The following is a 1,750-nucleotide window of genomic DNA, read 5'->3' on the forward strand; positions in this document are numbered from 1 at the left end:
GCGGAGATCTCCGCCGCAACCGGACGCCCCGCCCACTCGGTCGTGTTCGACGTCACCTCGCCGGACGCGGTCGACGCGGGTGTCGCCGAGGTCGAGTCCCTCGTGGGCGTCGTCGACATCCTGGTCAACAACGCCGGTATCCAACGCCGGGCACCCATCGCCGAGTTCACGACCGAGGACTGGAATGACCTGGTGGCGACCAACCTGTCGAGCGCGTTCTACCTGTCACGGCGAGTCGCCGCTGGCATGATCGCGCGGGGCTCCGGCAAGCTCGTGCAGATCGGCAGTGTGCAGTCGCAGCTGGCCCGCCCATCGATCGCCGCGTACTCGGCGACCAAGGGCGCCATAGTGATGTTCACGAAAGGGTTGTGCGCCGACCTCGGGCCCCGCGGCATCCAGGCCAATGCGATCGCGCCGGGGTACTTCGCGACCGAGCTGACCAAGGCGCTCGTCGACGACGAGACATTCTCGGCGTGGGTGCGCGGGCGCACGCCGGCCGGACGCTGGGGTGACACCGGCGACCTCATCGGCGCGCTCGTATTCCTCTCCAGCAGCGCGAGCGACTTCGTCAACGGGCAGACGCTGTTCGTCGACGGTGGCATGACAGCGGTGGTGTGATGAGATTCGGACGCATCGCTACCCGCGGGGGCATCATCGACGTCCGCGACGGCGTCGACGGTCCCGTACCGATCGAAGACCCCTGGGCGGCGTTCATCGAGGGACGGATGCCGCGGGATCTCGGCGGACCCGTCGCGGGTGAACTGCTCGCTCCCTGCCAACCGCTGGTCGTCGTCGGCATCGCGCAGAACGGTCCCGCTCATCCTGCGCCCGTGCAGGCGTGGCTCAAGAGCCCACGCACGATCGTGGCAAGTGGGCGACCGGTGACGCTGCGGCGCGACGCGGGGACGACCGTTGCAGAGGGCGAGATCGCCGTCGTGATCGGGCGCGACACCGAGGGGCTCACGTCGTCGAACGCCCACGAGTACGTGATCGGGGTCACCGCGGTCGACGACCTGTCCAGCCCCGACCGCGGCGAGATCGACCCACGCAATTTCGAGTCGAAGTCCGGTGACGGCTACACCCCGCTCGGTCCCTGGATCGACACGGATGCCGACCTCGACACCGTCTCGCTCGCCCTGCGCATCGACGGCGTCACCGCTGGGGAGGGAAGTGCGAGCACCCTGCCGGTGCCGCTCCGGGAGTGTCTCGCGTACCTCGCGATCTGGACCAGGCTCGGTCCGGGCGATGTCGTGATGACGGGAGCCCCATTCACCAACACGCCGATCGCTCCCGGAGCTCTGGTCGAGGTGCATGTCGGCGATGTCGTGCTGAGCACACCCACGCGGTGAGAATGGAGTTCGAAGTGAGCAATCCCGGAGTCGTCGTGCACGCTGCCGGCGACCTGCGCGTCCAGGAGATGGGTGAGCCGGCGCCGGCCTCCGGCGAGGCGGTCGTTGAGGTCGCCTACGGCGGTATCTGCGGTTCGGACCTGCACTACTGGCAGCACGGGGCGGCGGGCGCCTCGATCCTGCGCGAGCCGATGATTCTCGGCCACGAGATGGTCGGCACGGTCATCGCCGCCGCCGCCGACGGCACGGGCCCGTCAGCGGGCACGCGCGTCGGCATCCATCCCCTGACTCCGCACGGCGACGGCGTGACTCCGTGGCCGGCCGACCGCCCGAATCTCGCGCCGGCCTCCACCTACCTCGGTTCGGCGATGCACCTTCCCCATACGCAGGGCGGCTTCGCC

The 1,750-nt window shown here is 69.5% G+C and carries 3 protein-coding genes; all 3 read left to right on the forward strand.

What is annotated here, in order from left to right; translation table 11 throughout:
• Nucleotides 1–618, forward strand: a 618-nt coding sequence (locus tag WBP48_RS13280; protein WP_424441184.1) for an SDR family oxidoreductase, incomplete at its 5' end; no start/stop codon positions are given.
• Nucleotides 618–1,349: a fumarylacetoacetate hydrolase family protein gene (locus WBP48_RS13285; RefSeq protein WP_424441186.1), complete on the forward strand. Its 732-nt coding sequence runs from the start codon at nt 618–620 to the stop codon at nt 1,347–1,349. The genes WBP48_RS13280 and WBP48_RS13285, both read left to right, overlap by 1 nt.
• A 2-nt stretch (nt 1,350–1,351) precedes the next feature.
• Nucleotides 1,352–1,750, forward strand: a 399-nt coding sequence (locus tag WBP48_RS13290; protein ID WP_424441187.1) for an alcohol dehydrogenase catalytic domain-containing protein, incomplete at its 3' end; no start/stop codon positions are given.

Origin of the sequence: Microbacterium sp., assembly GCF_049661145.1 — a bacterium.
Taxonomy (GTDB): domain Bacteria; phylum Actinomycetota; class Actinomycetes; order Actinomycetales; family Microbacteriaceae; genus Microbacterium.

Bases quoted from the DNA above. Each gene is read 5' to 3' on its own strand.
- WBP48_RS13285 (WP_424441186.1), top strand. From the start codon at position 618: ATGAGATTCGGACGCATCGCTACCCGCGGGGGCATCATCGACGTCCGC.